The sequence below is a fragment of the Porifericola rhodea genome (genome assembly GCF_030506305.1).
GTDB lineage: Bacteria > Bacteroidota > Bacteroidia > Cytophagales > Cyclobacteriaceae > Catalinimonas > Catalinimonas rhodea.
Genome location: NZ_CP119421.1, coordinates 3,359,441 through 3,375,679 on the forward strand (window position 1 = coordinate 3,359,441; position 16,239 = coordinate 3,375,679).

18 protein-coding genes are annotated in these 16,239 nt (G+C 42.4%); 7 read left to right on the forward strand and 11 right to left on the reverse strand.

From position 1 onward, the window contains the following. Positions 1–80: 80 nt before the first annotated feature. From PZB74_RS13765 to PZB74_RS13775, 3 genes are all read left to right on the forward strand, one after another. Positions 81–824: an SAM-dependent methyltransferase gene (locus PZB74_RS13765; RefSeq protein ID WP_302236952.1), complete on the forward strand. Its 744-nt coding sequence runs from the start codon at positions 81–83 to the stop codon at positions 822–824. A gap of 55 nt (positions 825–879) precedes the next feature. Further along, a complete protein-coding gene (gene mog, locus PZB74_RS13770) occupies positions 880–1,410 on the forward strand; it encodes a molybdopterin adenylyltransferase (protein ID WP_302236953.1) in 531 nt (176 codons plus the stop codon). Positions 1,411–1,546: 136 nt separating this feature from the next. Beyond that, entirely contained in the window at positions 1,547–2,971 is a 1,425-nt protein-coding gene (locus PZB74_RS13775) for an L-serine ammonia-lyase (protein WP_302236955.1), read from the forward strand. A gap of 31 nt (positions 2,972–3,002) precedes the next feature. Here PZB74_RS13775 and PZB74_RS13780 read toward each other — a convergent pair whose 3' ends face one another. After that, entirely contained in the window at positions 3,003–4,220 is a 1,218-nt protein-coding gene (locus PZB74_RS13780) for a molybdopterin molybdotransferase MoeA (protein ID WP_302236956.1), read from the reverse strand. 112 nt (positions 4,221–4,332) lie between these two features. Beyond that, positions 4,333–4,971 carry a porin family protein gene (locus PZB74_RS13785; protein WP_367281446.1) on the reverse strand — a complete coding sequence of 213 codons (639 nt, stop codon included), beginning with the start codon at positions 4,969–4,971 and terminating at the stop codon, positions 4,333–4,335. A gap of 328 nt (positions 4,972–5,299) precedes the next feature. On the opposite strand from PZB74_RS13785, the gene PZB74_RS13790 reads away from it, so the two are divergent. Further along, a complete protein-coding gene (locus PZB74_RS13790) occupies positions 5,300–6,004 on the forward strand; it encodes a YiaD family glycine zipper/OmpA-like lipoprotein (RefSeq protein WP_302236960.1) in 705 nt (234 codons plus the stop codon). A gap of 486 nt (positions 6,005–6,490) precedes the next feature. Beyond that, positions 6,491–6,988, forward strand: coding sequence for a cyclic pyranopterin monophosphate synthase MoaC (gene moaC, locus PZB74_RS13795; protein ID WP_302236962.1), 498 nt, complete (start codon positions 6,491–6,493; stop codon positions 6,986–6,988). 59 nt (positions 6,989–7,047) lie between these two features. Here moaC and PZB74_RS13800 read toward each other — a convergent pair whose 3' ends face one another. The 5 genes from PZB74_RS13800 to PZB74_RS13820 all read right to left on the reverse strand — a co-directional run bounded on the left by PZB74_RS13800 (position 7,048) and on the right by PZB74_RS13820 (position 10,493). Further along, a complete protein-coding gene (locus PZB74_RS13800) occupies positions 7,048–7,506 on the reverse strand; it encodes a GNAT family N-acetyltransferase (protein ID WP_302236963.1) in 459 nt (152 codons plus the stop codon). A 5-nt stretch (positions 7,507–7,511) separates the two neighbouring features. Next, positions 7,512–7,907 carry a hypothetical protein gene (locus PZB74_RS13805; RefSeq protein WP_302236964.1) on the reverse strand — a complete coding sequence of 132 codons (396 nt, stop codon included), beginning with the start codon at positions 7,905–7,907 and terminating at the stop codon, positions 7,512–7,514. 140 nt (positions 7,908–8,047) lie between these two features. Then, complete coding sequence (locus tag PZB74_RS13810) at positions 8,048–8,953, reverse strand: aminotransferase class IV (RefSeq protein WP_302236965.1); 906 nt, start codon at positions 8,951–8,953, stop codon at positions 8,048–8,050. 56 nt (positions 8,954–9,009) lie between these two features. Further along, a complete protein-coding gene (locus tag PZB74_RS13815) occupies positions 9,010–9,729 on the reverse strand; it encodes a sulfotransferase-like domain-containing protein (RefSeq protein WP_302236967.1) in 720 nt (239 codons plus the stop codon). Between the two features lie 2 nt (positions 9,730–9,731). After that, the gene (locus PZB74_RS13820; protein ID WP_302242803.1) at positions 9,732–10,493 is read right to left on the reverse strand and encodes a phenylalanine 4-monooxygenase; all 762 of its coding nucleotides are present in this window, start codon (positions 10,491–10,493) and stop codon (positions 9,732–9,734) included. Positions 10,494–10,601: 108 nt separating this feature from the next. Here PZB74_RS13820 and PZB74_RS13825 point away from each other — a divergent pair, with 108 nt between their 5' ends. Beyond that, positions 10,602–11,471: an SDR family oxidoreductase gene (locus tag PZB74_RS13825; protein ID WP_302236970.1), complete on the forward strand. Its 870-nt coding sequence runs from the start codon at positions 10,602–10,604 to the stop codon at positions 11,469–11,471. A 60-nt stretch (positions 11,472–11,531) separates the two neighbouring features. Here the strand turns inward: PZB74_RS13825 and PZB74_RS13830 are convergent, their stop codons facing one another. The 3 genes from PZB74_RS13830 to moaD are packed head-to-tail and all read right to left on the reverse strand — an operon-like array spanning position 11,532 to position 12,993. Then, positions 11,532–12,305: an MOSC domain-containing protein gene (locus tag PZB74_RS13830; RefSeq protein ID WP_302236972.1), complete on the reverse strand. Its 774-nt coding sequence runs from the start codon at positions 12,303–12,305 to the stop codon at positions 11,532–11,534. Between the two features lie 3 nt (positions 12,306–12,308). Next, positions 12,309–12,737: a molybdenum cofactor biosynthesis protein MoaE gene (locus PZB74_RS13835; RefSeq protein ID WP_302236973.1), complete on the reverse strand. Its 429-nt coding sequence runs from the start codon at positions 12,735–12,737 to the stop codon at positions 12,309–12,311. A 13-nt stretch (positions 12,738–12,750) separates the two neighbouring features. Further along, on the reverse strand, positions 12,751–12,993 hold the full coding sequence (moaD, locus tag PZB74_RS13840; RefSeq protein WP_302236975.1) for a molybdopterin converting factor subunit 1: 243 nt from the start codon (positions 12,991–12,993) through the stop codon (positions 12,751–12,753). Between the two features lie 200 nt (positions 12,994–13,193). Here moaD and moaA point away from each other — a divergent pair, with 200 nt between their 5' ends. Then, on the forward strand, positions 13,194–14,192 hold the full coding sequence (gene moaA / locus PZB74_RS13845) for a GTP 3',8-cyclase MoaA (protein ID WP_302236976.1): 999 nt from the start codon (positions 13,194–13,196) through the stop codon (positions 14,190–14,192). 10 nt (positions 14,193–14,202) lie between these two features. On the opposite strand, the gene PZB74_RS13850 is transcribed toward moaA, so the two are convergent. Then, positions 14,203–16,158: a T9SS type A sorting domain-containing protein gene (locus PZB74_RS13850; RefSeq protein WP_302236979.1), complete on the reverse strand. Its 1,956-nt coding sequence runs from the start codon at positions 16,156–16,158 to the stop codon at positions 14,203–14,205. Between the last annotated feature and the right edge of the window lie 81 nt (positions 16,159–16,239).

The following is a 16,239-nucleotide window of genomic DNA, read 5'->3' on the forward strand; positions in this document are numbered from 1 at the left end:
TTGTGCTTCAGGGCAGATTGCCGTAAACTTGCAGGCTTACTTCAAACGTATAAGAGATTTTGACTTACGAGACTAACAGCATGGAGAAAGGTAGCGCAAAAGAATGGTTTGACGAATGGTTTGATTCACCTTACTATCACATCCTTTACAAAAACCGTGACCTTAGCGAAGCTAAAGCTTTTGTAGATCGGCTGTGTTCGTTTTTTGGTTGTAGCCCAGCTAAGCATGTGCTGGATCTGGCTTGTGGCAAAGGTCGTTATTCTTTACAACTCAGAGATAGGGGTATGGTAGTAACTGGGGTAGACCTCTCAGCACAGAGCATCGCCTATGCCCGTCAGTTTGAAGATGACTATCTGCATTTTGATGTGCACGACATGCGCAAGGTGTACAAAAAAGATACTTTTGATATTGTGCTCAACCTTTTTACCAGCTTTGGTTACTTCAGTACCAATGAAGAAAACCAACAGGCCATTATTGCTGCCGCCCAGTCTCTCAAGCCAGGAGGCCAGATGCTAATAGATTTTCTAAATACCCCAAAAACTATTAAAGAGCTGGAAGCCGATGATGTCAAGACTATAGAGGGTATTACCTTTTACATTACGCGTTACCTGAACCAGGATCGTTTTATTGTTAAAGATATACAGTTTGAAGATCAGGGAAAGACATATCATTTTCAGGAAAGAGTACGGGCGATTAGCGAAGAGGACTTTCGTGCTTACTTTGAAAAAGCAGGGCTAAGAGTAAAAAAAGTATTTGGCGACTACCACTTACATGATTATGACGCGGCCCATAGTAAGCGAATGATTTTTCTTACCGAGAAATAAACGCTACTCCCAACAGATCATTACCTGAACCAAACACCGCATAACCTTAAAAAGTATGGATATTAAAATCGGAATCATCAATGTATCGGACAGGGCTAGTAAAGGTATATATGAGGATATTCCTGGTAAAGCTATTGTAGATACCCTCAACGACTACCTGTCTTCTCACTGGGAGAAAGTTTATGATGTCATTCCTGACGAACAGGATCAGTTGGAAGCCAGGATGAAAAAAATGGCGGATGAAGAAGGCTGCTGCCTGATTATTACCTCTGGCGGTACCGGCCCTGCCAAAAGGGATGTAACACCTGAAGCTACTGAGGCCGTCTGCCAGAAAATGATGCCGGGCTTTGGAGAACTGATGCGCCAGGTAAGTCTTCAATATGTGCCTACTGCTATACTCTCTCGTCAAACGGCGGGTATTCGTAACCAGACCCTGATTGTGAACCTACCGGGTAAACCCAAAGCAATTCGCCAGTGCCTGGATGCTGTATTTCCTGCTATACCGTATTGCATAGACCTGCTGGTAGGGCCCTATCTGGAGTGCAACGAAGAGGTAATCAAGCCTTTTCGTCCTAAATCTTCCTAAGTATCTGTTTCGTGATAATGGTAGCGTTACGATTATGCCTGTGAGATCCGCCAAAACAGTAATGTATTGAATAGAAAACTTCAATAAAAACGCTTCTCTCTGAGCAAAATATTGAGTTTTTGTGTTAAGATCGTGTATGGAGAAGATTAGCGTTTTTGACATGTTTAAAGTAGGAGTTGGACCGTCCAGCTCTCATACCTTGGGTCCCTGGCGAGCAGCGCAGCGCTGGCTGAAAGAATTAGCACAAAAAGTAAAGCTTGATGAGGTAGAGGAGGTTGAAGTGGAGCTGTATGGCTCCCTGGCGCTCACCGGAAAAGGGCACGGTACGGACCTGGCAGTAATGCTGGGTCTGAGTGGTGAAGATCCTGTCTTCATTCCAATTCCCCGTATTCAAGAGGTTAAACAACAGGTTCGTACTTCTCATCGCTTAGCGCTGAGTGGTAAGCACCGTATCATATTCAATCCTGAGCAACATATTATTATGAAGGGAGGGGAAACCCTACCGGAACATGCTAATGGCTTGGTATTTAAAGCTTATACTCAGGGAAATTTATTTAACGAAGCTACCTACTATTCTGTAGGGGGAGGGTTTGTAAAGAAGGCAGGCGAAGAGCAGGATTTCTCTGATGATATTCAGCTCCCATACCCCTCGCAAAACGGAGAAGAGCTTCTGGCTCATTGCCGAAAAGGTGAGATGCGCATCTCTGATATGGTTTGGGCTAACGAACAAGCCTGGAGAAGCATAAAAGAAATACGCGAAGGCTTACTAAAAATATGGCAGGTGATGCTTAACAGTATGTATCAGGGGTGCTATACCGAGGGTACTCTTTCTGGAGGGTTAAACGTAAAGCGAAGAGCTGCTAATATGCATCGTAAACTGATGGGGGAGAAGCAGTTTAAGAACGCAGAAGCCTGGCGTGCCGAAGTAAAAAAACGTCCTAACGATTTTAGTAATATTCTGAAATGGATAGGCTGTTTTGCGATGGCAGTTAATGAGGAGAATGCGAGCTTTGGACGTATTGTTACGGCCCCTACTAATGGAGCGGCTGGGGTTATTCCTGCGGTACTGATGTATTATATCTGCTTCTCTGGCGAAGATGTGGATGAAGACAATATTGTAGACTTTTTAATGGTTGCTGGTGAGGTTGGTACTCTTTTTAAAAAGAATGCTACCATTTCAGCAGCTATGGGAGGTTGTCAGGCAGAGATTGGAGTTTCTTCTGCTATGGCGGCGGCTGCTCTTACAGAGTGCCTGGGAGGTAGCGTAGAGCAGGCACTTATGGCTGCCGAAATAGCAATGGAGCATCATCTGGGACTAACCTGCGACCCGGTAGGAGGTCTGGTACAGGTGCCCTGCATAGAAAGAAATTCTATGGGTGCCATCAAAGCGATTACAGCTTCTCGTCTGGCTTTAGATAGTGATCCTGCGGATGCCTGTGTTTCGTTAGATAATATTATCAAAACTATGTGGGAGACAGCCAAAGACATGAACCACAAGTATAAAGAAACCTCGCAAGGTGGTTTGGCCGCTAATATCTCTGTTAAAATGCCCGAGTGCTAATTGTTTTTAGGCACAGCTTCGGTATAAAAGCTTAGCGGTAAAAAATTATTGGATAGGCTTCTCCTTGTTTAAATTCGTTTTTTTCTGGTGGAAGCTCCATAAACGCGTCGCATGATAATAAATTGGCAAAGTCTCCTGAACCTTGTCCTTCCTGGGGCGTGGCAAGCAGTTTGCCTTCTGAGGTACTGCTAATTTTCACCTGCATGTAATAGGTAAGCGGTGGGGAAAACTTAACTTCAGCGCTAAGTTCAGCAAAGTAGTGTGGAGCTATCTGGCTACCCATACTTGCCAGCAGGCAAGGCTTAACATAGCGGTGAAAGCACATAAAAGTAGAGACTGGATTTCCTGGAAGAGCAAATACCAGTTTTTGCTCTTTGTTTTTGCCAAACCAAAAAGGCTTTCCGGGTTTTTGCTTTACACGATGAAAAAGCTTTTCTACTCCTAACTCTTCCAGTACTTCCGGCACATAATCTTTTTTTCCTTTAGATACACCACCACTCATTATAAGTACATCATGTTTTGAAAGCGCCTTGCGAAGACCTTCCAGTATAATGTTTTTTTCATCAGCCAGATGGTATAGCTGAGCCTGCAAATGCATCTGCTGAAGTGCTGCTAAAAGGGCATACGTATTGGACCGCCTAATCTGAAATGGAGCAGGTTGTTCATCTATTCCAACCAGCTCATCTCCAGTAGAAATAATGCCTATACTCAAAGGCTTACTCACTTTAAGCACACTCTTTCCTACCGATGCAGCAACAGCTACCTCTGCAGGACCTATACTCACACCTGCTTTTATCAGCTCAGTTCCTGCTTTTTCATCCAGTCCCTGAGTGTGTACGTTTTGCCCTTTAGCTTTAGGAGCAAGCATTAGCCTGGCATAGCGCTTTCCTTCTTTCTCAACAAACTCTATATCTTCGTAGCGCGTGACTGTATCAGCATTAGTCGGGCATACTGCTCCGGTCATTACCTCTATACAAGCTTGTGTATTTTCAAGTACATGAGCTGCTACTCCGGCAGTTTGCAGGCTTTCAACCTCCAGTAATACTTCCTGCGAATCTTTGTCTTTGATAGCCTCAAAACGATAGGCAATACCATCCATAGTGACGCGATCAAAAGGAGGGAAGTCGCGGTCAGCGTAAATTGATTCCTGTAATATCTTAGACTGACATTTTTCCAGAGGTAGGATTTCTATTTGGGGGGATAATGCATTTTGCATTACGCATGTGTAGGCTTCTTGTACATCTATCATATGGCTGTGCTTTGAATGATAGCAATGTTACTAAAGTCTATACAAAATAAAAAAGGCGCTCATATAGCGCCTTAGTCATGGAAATACAATTGATCACTTATACAATTCTAAATCAGTTACTTAGGTCAAATGCTATAAAAATCTGCGCATTTGAGTTACGGGTATTGCTAAGACCGGCTTCTGAAGCTTCAGTCTCGTTAATTTTAGTAATACCGTAGTTATATCTAGTTCCTACAGAGATAGGATCAAAGTTGAGGGCAAAACCAGCAGACATGCCAAAGTCAACATTCTTAAAACTATCATCGGGGGCAAACTGTCCGCTTATTATATCAGTTTCTACTTTCTTGTTTAGTAAAAATCCTACGTAAGGACCAATCTGAATGTCAGCAGACTCACCTAATTTAAAAACAGCAAGTACAGGTATATCCAAATAGTTAAGATTGTACTTAGCCTCTCCTTCAAATCCAGCAATGTTATAATCTGCTTTGGTACCTTTTGTACTGTAAGTCAGTTCTGGTTGTACGGCAAAAAATTCTGATACAGGCAACTGCGCAAATACTCCTGCATGAAACCCTGTTCTGTTTCCCTGATCTTCTGTATTATCAAGTGAGGTGAAATTGCTAAAGTTTACACCTCCCTTAATACCTGCTTTCATATCCTGTGCAATCAAGCTAACAGGAATAATCATGGCGCACATTAGTAATATGATTAATCTAATTATTGTCAGTTTACTTCGGTCTATATTTTCCATATAATTATTTACGATGTTTCTGTTTTATATGGTTTAAATATGATGCCATGAAAGTATTTTGATGAAGCAGAACCCTCATTTTAGCCTCTGATACCTCCGTTTGGCTATGTTTTTTATTTTATGTATAAATTTTAAAGGCTTCTCTTCAACAAAAAGTGTGTAATAATTTCCATGGTTCGTAGAATTTTCGCGGGAGTAAAATTGCAAAAAATAGATTTTACTACGTTTTATGACTGATTTAACCAATCATAGGCTGTGTACCTTTCGTATAAACTTTGGTATCCATTTTGAACGTAGTATCTGTTGGAACCAATTGAATAATAGAATTATGAAAAGAAGAAAATATACACACAATACTAAAATATTAAGCTGGATTGCTGTTGTTGGTCTACTGGCAAATCTGAGTTTTTTGCCGGCTTGTAAAACTCTTAATAACACCCAGAAAGGTGGTGCCATAGGTGCCGGTGCTGGAGGTGCGATAGGGGGTGTTATAGGTAATAAAGCAGGGAATACAGCAGTAGGAGCTATCATTGGAGCAACTGTAGGTGGAGCTGCCGGGGCGCTTATTGGCCGACAGATGGACAAACAGGCTGAAGAGCTGGAAGAGGATCTGGAAGGCGCTGAAGTAACTCGTGTAGGAGAAGGTATTAAAATTACTTTTGACTCAGGTCTACTATTTGACTTTGATTCTTATGCATTAAGAGAAAGTACTAAAGAAGACCTGAAACAGATGGCTGAAACTTTAAAAAAATATGAAGACACCAATATTTTAATTGAAGGACATACTGATAGTTCTGGATCTGATAGCTATAACCAGCAACTTTCTGAGAAGCGAGCAGGATCTGTATCTGAATATTTGTTGAGCCTGGGAGTTTCATCTAGTCGCTTGACTACTAAGGGGTATGGAGAAGAACAACCAATTGCAGATAATGATACCGCAAACGGACGTCAGCAAAACCGTAGGGTAGAAGTGGCTATTTATGCTAACGAAGAAATGAAAGAGGCAGCAGAAGAAGGTCGCCTGGATGAATAGTTATAATCACTTTTAGGATAGTTCTTTTAATACAATACTACCAGTCCCTCAACCAATGAGGGACTTTTTTTGCCTCTTCACTAATGGGGAGGTTTGGCGCTTTATTTTTTAGAATAGCCCTAACAATTCCCCCTTTCGCTAAAGGGGGCTAGGTAGATTAGAGAATAGTAAGTTTTCAGAGTAGTCGTTTCTCTTCAAGTCATATGCAAAGAGTATTTATGTTGTGTGGGTTAGGAGGCAGCAGTCAATCCCCCCGCCCCCCTTTGAAAAGGGGGAGGTTTATGGTTAAACATTACCAGTTTACCTTCTAAATAAGAAGATTTGAGGCTATAGTTACTATGTAGCTCCTATGTTTGCTGAGAGGAGAAGTGAGTTTAAAACTAATTAGATTTGCTAATGAAATAGTTTAATTAGAGTTTTACTGCTAGCAGGATTGGCTTATAGCGTACTAATATGGTTTAATGTTAATAATTTGAAAGAGAAAGCATGTCTACAAATAAAGAGCAGCTTACACATATAGATGAGCAAAACCAGCCTACAATGGTAGATGTGGGAGATAAGCAGGTTAGCAAAAGAAGTGCTACTGCCCGTAGTATCGTTGTGCTTGGAGATAAGGTGATACAAGCATTACAGACTAACGATAGACATCAGGACATCTACAGCAAAAAAGGGCCAGTATTTCAGACTGCAATTATTGCCGGTACAATGGCAGCCAAGAGAACGCATGAACTGATCCCATTCTGTCACCCTCTTCCAATTGAAAAGTGTAAAATAGAAATCAGCCTGAATGATGCTCAGGAAGTTGAAATTTTGTGTACAGTAGCAGTAACTTCTAAAACCGGTGTGGAGATGGAAGCTCTAACCGGGGCCAATGTAGCTGCTTTAACGATTTATGACATGTGTAAAGCTCTTTCTCACGATATTGTTATTAAAGAGACCCAACTGATGGCAAAGCAAGGAGGTAAGCGAGATTTCAAACGATAAGGGCATCAGGTTTTTTAGCATACAAACTAGCCACAAACAAATTTGCTGTAACTTGCTTTCTAAACCTTTGGCTCAAGGTTATAATAAAAGTGGCGTACATGCTCTTCTTCACTAGGGTGGGTAGAGCGATAGAAGTCCAGTGCATAGGTGTCTATCTCATCGGCCTGTACAAATACCTCCTGATAAGCTTCTGCCCTGCAATAGCTATTAAGGGCTTGGATGAGGGCTTTACCAATGCCTTTTCTTTGATAAGGCTTCAGTACTGCAAGGTCATAAATATAAGCAAGAGGTTTTTCAGAATAGTATTGTTGCAAAGTATAAGCTGTTAAACCGCCCACTACCTTTTGTTGAGCGTGGGCTACGTACACTATAAAGTCCGGGTCACGCAGCAACTTGCGTAAGTGCTCATGGGAAGGCATACAAAAGTCCTGCATTTCAAACACCTCTTTAAAAACACGGATCAGAGCAAAAAAACTATCCAGGTCTTCTTTGTCCAGCTGTTGAATTGTTGCTTTCATATACATTAGCTAAATGCGTAATCCCCCTGCTCTTTGAGCTTGCGAAGCTTAGAACGGTATTCTTTATAGGTCAGTACTCCCTCATACCGTAGTATGCCCAACTCTTTACGTAGCACCAACTGACTGGCAGGTTTGTACTTCCAGTTAAATTCTTCATCATTAAGTAGCCCCTGTTCCCTAAGTTGCTTAAGACGCTCCATACGCTGGTATGAGTTCATTCTTTCACCGCTAATGAGTAAGAGTAGTAAGCCAGCTATCGGGCTTAGGAGCAAGGCTGCCAGAGCGATAATGCCCCAATGCAGATTGCTTTTTCTGCCAAGATAGGCAGTAAGCAACACCATAAAAAGATAAGTCACGCTTAGGTACAAGGGTAAAACTGCTTCCCACTGAAGTGTAGTCATATGCTTGTAGAGGTTGATTGTTTCTCTCTCCTTAGTAGGCTGCTCCTTGCAAAAAGTAACCTATACTAAAACGAAAAAAAGACTTCAATCATACTTTTTGTGATTCGCTTGACTAAAATTTAAGTAATATGATAGGTAGGTTAAAAGGGTAAAGGCTCACTCAACTCATCAATACGAGCATAAAAAGCTTCTTTGAGCTGGCTCAACAGTTGTATACTGCTCTTACTTTCAATTTTGCGCCCATCTATCATTCCTACTGGGGTTAGCTCACCCATAGTACCGGTAGCAAACACCTCATCGGCAGTATAAAACTCAGTAAGCGAAAGGTTTTTTTCTATGACCTCTATCCCCTGTTGACGAGCAATTTCTATAGTGAGGCCACGGGTAATACCATGCAAGCAGGCATCGGCATGCGGTGTGTAAAGTCTGCCTTCAATTGCCATAAAGAGATTAGTATCATTCAGTTCAGACACAAAGCCATGAGTATCCAGCATAACAGCAGCATCCGCACCAGCCACATTAGCCTGTATTTTGGCGAGAATATTATTGAGCAGATTGTTGTGATGTATTTTAGAGTCCAGATGTTTGGGACTGTTACGAGCAATAGAAGAGGTAATGACAGATATACCTTTCTGGTTATCGTAGACTGGAGGTTTCCATTCAGCCAATACAATAAGGCAGCAGCCATCCTGATTGACGCGAGGGTCCATACCTGAAGTTACTTTTTCGCCACGAGTAAGTGTTAAACGTATGTGTGTTTCATCACGCATGGCATTTGCTTCCAAAGTTTGAAAGATCGCTTTTTTGATAGTTGTATTGTCAGGTATGGCTTCAAACATAAGTGCTTTGGCTGAGGCCTGTAGGCGATTAAGGTGACGGTCCAGACAAAAGATTTTATCTTTATAAACTCTTAGACCTTCCCACACTGCATCTCCACCCTGCACGGAACTGTCAAAAACAGAAACCTTAGCTTCGGCTCTTGGATAGAGCCGGTCTTTTACATAAATCTGGATTTCGGCATTGCGGGGATTAAATTTTTGTAACATAGCTGAGGTGTCTGGTTAGTAAATCTAAAGTGCAATCAGTAAGACAGGAAAAAGTATTAGGCTTTAATCGCATGCTGGTAGAGCGCCTTGTAGTAGGGAAGAGCCTCATCATACAAAGGCTTCAGGTGCTCGGGTAGCGGACGGCTGGAACTGGGCTGAGGGCTAAAGCCGGTAGACTGATGCACATTATGGTACCAGTACTTAGACCATACTCCATCTTCAGGTAAGGCTCCGGGTTTCCATTCCAGCATATTGGGTTCGTAAGGAATTTCTAAAGCAGCGCAGAGTTTGGGCATTACAGTATGCTGATCTTTAAGAAGCTCGCCCGAATCTAGCACCAAAGGTTTGTGTCCCTTACGGCTTAGCCACTCAAACAACTCGTACTGCTGCCTGGCGCCTATGTCTTCCATACCGGGCTGCTCCATTACCTTAGCCATAGAGGCAATCAGTTGTTTGGGATTGCGGATCAGGAAGAGGTTAGTCATAGAGAGTAGAAAATCAGTCTCCATCTCTATAAGGTGATGAGCCATATTTTTGATGAAAAGAACAGGGCGGTCATATGTTTTAAGAAGTACGTCGTCTATTACCTCCTGCAAATGGGTACTTTGGCTTTGCAGTATCTCTTCTTTGCCGGGATGGTCTACCTCCGGACGTAACTTAAGGTAATAAGCGTATAAGGGCTCATCCACTACCCGAGTATCATTGCGTTGGGCAAAGGAGTACATCAGAGCAGTGGACAAGTTTCTGGGATTAGAAATCAGATGGATTCTTTTCAATCTCAGGCAAAGTTTGGTTCAGGTTTATCAGCATACTTTTCCAGATATGCTTCTATCGCATCTGTAGAGTGGAAAAGTTCTTCGTATGAATTAATAATAAAATACTGAGTTTGAAAAACATCTTTACGATAAGATGTACTCATTATCTCATCTACATCATAAGGTAGTTGTCGGGCTTCTTCGCTAAGTGAGTATTTAGTCTCTCCGGCAGAAGAAAGTATGCCTGCTCCATAAATACGTAATGAACCGTTTTCCCTAATCAGGCCAAACTCTACAGTAAACCAATATACTCTGGAGATAAGGTGAATAGCCCAGGCATTGTCAATATAGCGAAGCGCGATTTTGCTCAAAGCCTGTAGGAAATCTACAAAGGGTTGGTTGGTAAGTAAAGGCACATGACCAAAAACATCATGGAACATGTCGGGCTCTTCCAGGTAGTCCAACTGGCTCATCTTACGCAACCAGGTTGAGGCCGGAAAGTGGCAGTCTGCCATAAGCTGGAAGAACTTATCGTCATCAATAAGACCGGGAACGACATGTATCTGCCAGCCGGTAAGCTTCTTCAGTATCTCATTGGTGTCATCAAAATTAGGAATTTTATCAGCCGTAAAATTGATCTGCTTGAGTCCACCTAGATAAGCCTGTGAAGCCGCTTTGGGGAGGTTTACAATTTGTCGTTCGTACAGCGTGTTCCATACCTGGAAGTCTTCCGCTGTATACTTGTCATATTCCTGCTTCATTTTGGGTAGTTGTTTTATTCTTATAAGCCTGTCCTAAAGCTTTTCTTTCGGCACAGAGCTCCTTCATCTTTATGGTTCTATATAAATAAAACCTAATTAAAAGAAAACAGTTGTTCTTAAAAATATAACAATGTGAAGAAGATACTTATTGCAGGAGCGTCTGGAGTTTTGGGCAGGGAGGTGCTCAGCCAGATCCATCAGTCAGGTCAATATTGGGTAAGAGCTCATATACGAGATGAGACCAAAAGAGAAGAAATTTTACCTTACTGTGATGAAATTGTGTTGGCAGATGCCCGCTATCCCGAACAACTTTCCGGTATATGTGATGATATTGATATTGTGTTTTCTACGATAGGCATGAGTATAAGCATGTTTGCTGTGGAGCCTGGAAATTTTGTTGATGTGGATTTTAAAGGGAACCTGAACCTACTGGAAGAAGCTAAAAAAGCCAAAGTTCCGCGCTTTGTTTATACTTCTATCTACGCCAGTGAAAGTTCTCCCCGGCTAATGCAGGGCTGGTCTCAGGAGATGTTTGCGCAAAACCTGATGCATACGAATATTTCTCATACCGTTATTAAGCCAGTAGGCATGTTTACCGGCCTTAATGACCTGATTATTATGGCAAAAGCGGGTTTTCTGATTACACCGGGGAGTGGTAAGTATAAGACTAACCCTATACATCCGCAGGATCTTGCTCAGTTTTGCGTAGAGCAGTTGGAGAGCGGCCCCTCAGTAGTAGAAGTAGGCGGTCCGGAAGTGCATACCCGGAATGAGGTGATGGATACTGTTGCAGAAGCAATGGACGTAAAACTGACAGTAAACATACCGGAGTGGATTGTTCGGCCTGGCCTGCTACTTATCAGGTTGTTTAGCAAAAACCTGTATGATAAACTAAGCTACTTTACCTACATTACTACCCACGATATGGTAGCCCCGGCTTATGGTAAACATACTTTTGAGGAGTACTTAAAAGAGCGGGCAGATACCAAAATGCCTGCCTAAACCATCTTGCTGGTATGTAGTGAATAGTGATAGTGTTTTAAATAACATGGTAAGTCAGGGCTATTTGAAAAGATCACCAACCTGAAGTGTTTTTCCCCGCTCGGTAGGGGGTAGCACAGTATTTACGCAAAGATGATAGTAGTGACTAAATTGCTCTATATTGGCAAAGGTAGGCATGGTTTGCTCGCGCATCTGAATAAAAGAAGTCATAAAGCTTTTATCGTTCTCTGCGGTATATGGGTCACGCGCGGGTACTGTACAACGCGCGCAGGGCTTTTTGCCTAAAAAAGCTACTTCACCAAGCTGAAAACCTACTTCTTGGGCGGGGGCTGCAAAAAGGCGGTCTTCCCAGAAAGCTAGCTCGCACCCACCCAGCTCTATATTTGCACGAAATCTTTTTCGAAAGCTGTCCAGGCTTAGCGTCGGAAACCAGCGTTGTAGCTCCAGATAAGAGGCCTGACTTACGAGGGTAGGGCCAGAATTTTCGTCATCGTCAGGAAAGCCGCTCTGCATATTTTGTCTGATGCTCAACTTCTCTCCAAAGTAATCGCTAAAGTAGGCCGCTAACTTTTCCAGCTCATTGGTAAGGCTAAAAGTTTCGGAGTTAGAGGGTGAGTTTTGCAGCCTTACTTCCTGATTTTCCAGATCAAAATTTGCTCTGACCCTCAGAATAGCAGGATACTTTTTGGCATTTACAGTACGTCCGGCCTCATTGTACAGTGCAATAGCCCTGTCCCAGTGGAGGGCTCCCCCTTCTGTAATTTCTGCGGTATCTACCTCCACACCATCCAATGATTTAATAGGGTAGATGATGAGCTTATCTATATATGGCATAACTTAAGGGTGGGCGGCTACCCAACTTTCTCCGTCTTCAAAGACCTCTTTCTTCCAGATAGGTACCCGCTCTTTTAAAGTATCAATCGTATATTTGCAGGCTTCAAATGCTTCTTGCCGATGTGGAGTAGAGACAGCGATAATAACGGCTATATCCCCAATGTGCAGAATACCCTTACGGTGATGAATGGCTATTTTGGCTACCGGCCACTTAGTAGCGGTCTCCTGTGCTAATTTTTCCATTTCTTTTATAGCCATACTATCATAAGCTTCGTACTCCAGTCGTACTACATTTTTCTCTTTGGTTTTGTTACGGACAGTACCGATAAAAACATCTACGGCACCGGCGCTTCCGTCATTTACCGCTGCCAGAGTGGTGTTGATATCTAAGGGCTGGTCGCTAAGGTGTATATTAATTTGTTGTTTATTCATGAGTAGCTCAAGCCTAGCCTCCGCTTACCGGGGGAATAATTGCTATTTCGTCATTTTCGTGCAGTAACTGTTCCTGCTGGCTGTATTCATTGTTTACAGCTACCAGCATAGATTGTAGCTGGCTCAGCCTTGGGTAAGCCTCTTTCAGCTTTTCCATCAGCTGACCAACTCTGGCCTGCTCGGGTAGCTCTATTTTTAGGTTTTGCTGGCCCACAATCTCTTTAGTAATGCCGAATAATAAAATGTTAAGTTGCATAGACTACAAATTAAAGGGATACATAAGATACACGAAATAAATGATCATAAATTTTCGTCTAATCTATAAATGATCGTATACTGTCATTTACTTTAGCTTTGCGTATCTTACTATTAGTCAGCGGTAAGCTATTTGGTATAAGCTTATCAATTGTGCCAAAGCTTTGTAAATTTGTAGACGCTCTAGATTGAAAGTTGCCTATGCCTGATCTTATATACGATAATCACGGAAGACCCATCACCTATCTGCGTCTGGCAGTTACGGATCGTTGCAACCTCCGTTGTTTCTACTGCATGCCTGCAGAAGGGATCAGGTACCTACCCAAACAGGAGTTACTTAGCTATGAAGAAATGCTACGCCTGGTAAGGCTTATGGCAGGGATGGGAATATCCAAAGTACGCATAACAGGTGGAGAGCCCTTTGTAAGAAAAGACCTCATGTATTTCTTAAAACAGCTAAAGCAAATACAAGGAATTGAGGCTGTCAATATTACTACTAATGGGGTACTGACTACACCCTACATCCCTGAGCTTAAAGCACTAGGGATCAGTTCTGTAAATCTTAGCCTGGATACATTTAACCGGGAGCGTTTTCTGGAGATTACCCGAAGAGATGAGTTTGAAAAAGTGAAAGCCTGTTTTGAGCAGCTGATGGCTCATCAAATTCCTACTAAAATAAATGCGGTAGTCATGGAGGAAAAAAATACTGAAGATATTATTCCTCTGGCTGAGTTGGGCCGCGAGCATCCGGTATCAGTGCGTTTTATTGAAGAAATGCCTTTTAATGGAGAAGGTAGCCATTATCCGGTTTTGGTGTGGACGCACAGAAAAATTCTGGAGAGACTGCAAGCGCATTATCCTGGTCTTAAGAAAGTTCAGGATGCTCCCCATGCAACCGCTCATAGCTATCAGGTGCCGGGCTTTAAAGGTGATGTGGGGATTATTGCCGCATTTAGCCGTACTTTTTGTGGAAGCTGCAATCGTATAAGACTTACAGCTCAGGGAACCTTAAAAACATGTTTATATGATGATGGTGTGCTCGATCTTCGCAATCTATTGCGTAGCGGAGCTTCTGACGAAAGCCTAGCACAAGCACTAAAAGCTGCTTACATGCAAAGAGCTAAAGATGGTTTTGAGGCAGAGCAGAAACGCAAGTTTCATCACCCTGCCTCTGAGTCTATGTCTACCATTGGCGGATAGTTTCTCTGGCCTACTCTACAATTATCTTCCGAACTAGTTGCTTCCTTTTGCCACTAATGGTAATCATATATACTCCTTTGGAAAGAAAAGAAAGCTCCTTGTACTGAATTTTGACACTGCCAGAATGATCTGCCTGTACACTGTGGGTATGAACCACTTTGCCTTTCAGCGTAGCAATAGAGATAAGAAAAACTTCATCTTTATCCCCTCCCTTAATACTTAGGCTGCTCTTTTGTACATCTATAGGGTTAGGGTAAAAGAGCACATTTAGAGCCTGATTTGAGAAATAGTGAGCCGATAGAATTTTAGAATACGAAAACGTACCGTCATAGTCAGTCTGGCGGATACGGTAAAAGCTCTGTCCTTTTAAAGGGCTGGAATCCAGATAATGGTAAGTATTGATGGTATCACTATCACCTGCTCCTGCTAATGTATAAATATCCTCAAACTGTTTTGCGTCTGCTGATCTTTCTATCGTAAACGATTTGTTATTTTGCTCAGAAGCCGTTTGCCATCGTACATCCACACCTTGGTATACAGCCTGAACCTCACAGTTTATAAAATTGACTGGTAGAGGATTGTTCTCTGAACTTGAAGATAACGCAAAATCACTAAAAGTATTGAAGTTATTAGAGCTAATGAGTCCATTAAAGAAAGAGCCCGAAGGAGAAGAAGAGTTAGACGCCGAACCTACATCCAGCCAATTGCCCGCACCATCGCTTTTGAGTATTCTCAGGTCACCAGGCGTAGCCACATAGTCATCTTCCTGATATTGAATTGAAACACTGGCAATAACACTATCCAGAAAAGGAATTTCAAGCAAAGTAAGTTGAGAGATAGTATAATACCTCACATCGGTTACTTTGTTTATACCAATAGGCAAGGTACGACTTGGAGGAGGCCCTTCGTTTAGTACCCCTTTGTACAATAAATCTTCTACAATTCCAAAGAGGTTTACTCTGAGTGTGATAGGACGATAAACATCCCCGCTACCAAAGGGAAACACTTTGGTCATCAAACTACCGGCACTTACCCGATGTACCAAAGGGCCTACTACATAGCTGCTATCACTCCCTCCACTAACTGAACCAGCCCCCAGTATTGTAATAATATCACTATCCGAAGTATAAATAAGGCCATCGCTCAGGATAAGGTTGCCTAGTACAGTAGCCGTACCAATAAGTGTAAGTGAACCACCACCTGATTTGCGTAGGTTGAAAAAGGCAAAATTTCCTGTCATATTCTGAGGCTCAGTACCATTGAAATTTACTGTAAAAGTATTGGCAGTAATCAACCCACTGCTTAATGTCAGGTCTCCTGAAATATTAAGATCACTGGTAAGGCTTAGTCCTACACCATCAATAGTAAGGTGATGAACAGAAGCCAGGCCGCTAAGTACCTGCAAAGCAGCCCCGGTAAATTTGACGTCGCACCTTTGGGTAGTATCAGTACTACTAAGCTCAAAATTGCCAAGTATGCTTAGTGCGCCACCTATATTTAGCTGATGTATTCTGCCTGTTGCTGCACCAGATAAGGCAGGTGTACCGCTACCTCCTTCCTCCAGATGTATATCTCCTTTTGCAGTTACAGTTAGGCTACCTAATACGCTGAGTTCAAAATTATGATTGAGGTCATGGGATTCCCCCGCAACATCGTAGTCAGAGAAAGGAAAGCGTAATGTGCCTTCTGTTAGGGTACCTCCTACAGTAAGTGAAGCGATAGTGATACTGTTTACAGGCTGGTTTGCATTAAAGTCTATGGTGTGTCCGCTGGCAATGATAACTATATCTGTGCTGCTGTTGCCGGGTGTTGAAGCTGCTGAGGGGCCAATATGACTTAGCACTGACCAGTTGCTAGGATCATTCCATGCCCCGCTAGATCTACTGTAGTAGGTGGTCTGTGCAAATGAAGTTTCTACACCTGCGCAAAATAGTATTGTCCAAATTAATAGTTTGAGTAAATGCATGACTACATCTGATTAATTAGCTGATAATCAAATACAGTAATTACAAATACCTAGCAAAAAATATTTAAATGTAAGTAAGTA

What these genes read in the sequence shown, in the direction of transcription:
- PZB74_RS13830 (WP_302236972.1), bottom strand. Translation starts at nt 12,305, where the DNA reads ATGCCATATATAGATAAGCTCATCATCTACCCTATTAAATCATTGGAT.
- PZB74_RS13775 (WP_302236955.1), top strand. Translation starts at nt 1,547, where the DNA reads ATGGAGAAGATTAGCGTTTTTGACATGTTTAAAGTAGGAGTTGGACCG.
- PZB74_RS13785 (WP_367281446.1), bottom strand. Translation starts at nt 4,971, where the DNA reads ATGGAAAATATAGACCGAAGTAAACTGACAATAATTAGATTAATCATA.
- PZB74_RS13805 (WP_302236964.1), bottom strand. Translation starts at nt 7,907, where the DNA reads ATGACTACACTTCAGTGGGAAGCAGTTTTACCCTTGTACCTAAGCGTG.
- moaD (WP_302236975.1), bottom strand. Translation starts at nt 12,993, where the DNA reads ATGCAACTTAACATTTTATTATTCGGCATTACTAAAGAGATTGTGGGC.
- PZB74_RS13790 (WP_302236960.1), top strand. Translation starts at nt 5,300, where the DNA reads ATGAAAAGAAGAAAATATACACACAATACTAAAATATTAAGCTGGATT.
- PZB74_RS13810 (WP_302236965.1), bottom strand. Translation starts at nt 8,953, where the DNA reads ATGTTACAAAAATTTAATCCCCGCAATGCCGAAATCCAGATTTATGTA.
- moaC (WP_302236962.1), top strand. Translation starts at nt 6,491, where the DNA reads ATGTCTACAAATAAAGAGCAGCTTACACATATAGATGAGCAAAACCAG.
- PZB74_RS13800 (WP_302236963.1), bottom strand. Translation starts at nt 7,506, where the DNA reads ATGAAAGCAACAATTCAACAGCTGGACAAAGAAGACCTGGATAGTTTT.
- PZB74_RS13835 (WP_302236973.1), bottom strand. Translation starts at nt 12,737, where the DNA reads ATGAATAAACAACAAATTAATATACACCTTAGCGACCAGCCCTTAGAT.
- PZB74_RS13765 (WP_302236952.1), top strand. Translation starts at nt 81, where the DNA reads ATGGAGAAAGGTAGCGCAAAAGAATGGTTTGACGAATGGTTTGATTCA.
- mog (WP_302236953.1), top strand. Translation starts at nt 880, where the DNA reads ATGGATATTAAAATCGGAATCATCAATGTATCGGACAGGGCTAGTAAA.
- moaA (WP_302236976.1), top strand. Translation starts at nt 13,194, where the DNA reads ATGCCTGATCTTATATACGATAATCACGGAAGACCCATCACCTATCTG.
- PZB74_RS13850 (WP_302236979.1), bottom strand. Translation starts at nt 16,158, where the DNA reads ATGCATTTACTCAAACTATTAATTTGGACAATACTATTTTGCGCAGGT.
- PZB74_RS13780 (WP_302236956.1), bottom strand. Translation starts at nt 4,220, where the DNA reads ATGATAGATGTACAAGAAGCCTACACATGCGTAATGCAAAATGCATTA.